This window comes from Streptomyces torulosus (genome assembly GCF_001419765.1).
Classification (GTDB): domain Bacteria; phylum Actinomycetota; class Actinomycetes; order Streptomycetales; family Streptomycetaceae; genus Streptomyces; species Streptomyces torulosus.
In genome coordinates this window covers 1-513 of sequence record NZ_LIRK01000662.1, presented here as the reverse complement: position 1 = coordinate 513, position 513 = coordinate 1, and the positions used below count along the sequence as shown (strand labels likewise).

1 pseudogene is annotated in these 513 nt (G+C 69.0%); it reads right to left on the bottom strand.

The annotated features are described in order from the left end of the window. Positions 1-91 precede the first annotated feature (91 nt). Positions 92-513: pseudogene (locus AOK23_RS36835) on the bottom strand (acyltransferase domain-containing protein); the annotation flags it as partial.

The window sequence follows — 513 nt, the reverse complement described above, 5'->3', positions numbered from 1 at the left end:
GGTGATCGCCCCCGGCCCCGTCCCCTGAAATCCCTCACGCGTCTGGATGCTCATATCCGTTCAACGGCCGGGCGGACGTGGGCCGTTCCGCTCACCCCTCACCCGATGGGGTGAACCTGAACCAGCCGTGCCCGCTGTACCAGTGCCCTCCGGCCCGCAGATGGTCTCCGACGGCTCGTTCGAGACGTGTCCGGCGCGGGAGTGTCTCCACCGGCAGGTCCGGGTCGCCGAACACGAAACGAAGAGGCAGATCGTCCCCCGGTTCGCTGTTCCCGCAGGTGATGTGGAACCGCTCCTGGAAGCGGACGATGTGGGAGTCCGCCGGCAGATACCGCTTCAGCTGCGGGTCGAGCAGCCACGAGTGGCAGCAGGCGGCGGTGTAGCGCTCCGCCGGGAAGTGTTTCGGGAAGAACTCCCGGGCGAGCGCGAGCGACCGGTCGCACGCCTCCGGTGTCAGAGGGCCGGCGTAGTCGGGTATGTGCAGGTCGAGGCAGTGCTCCCCGGGCCGCAGCG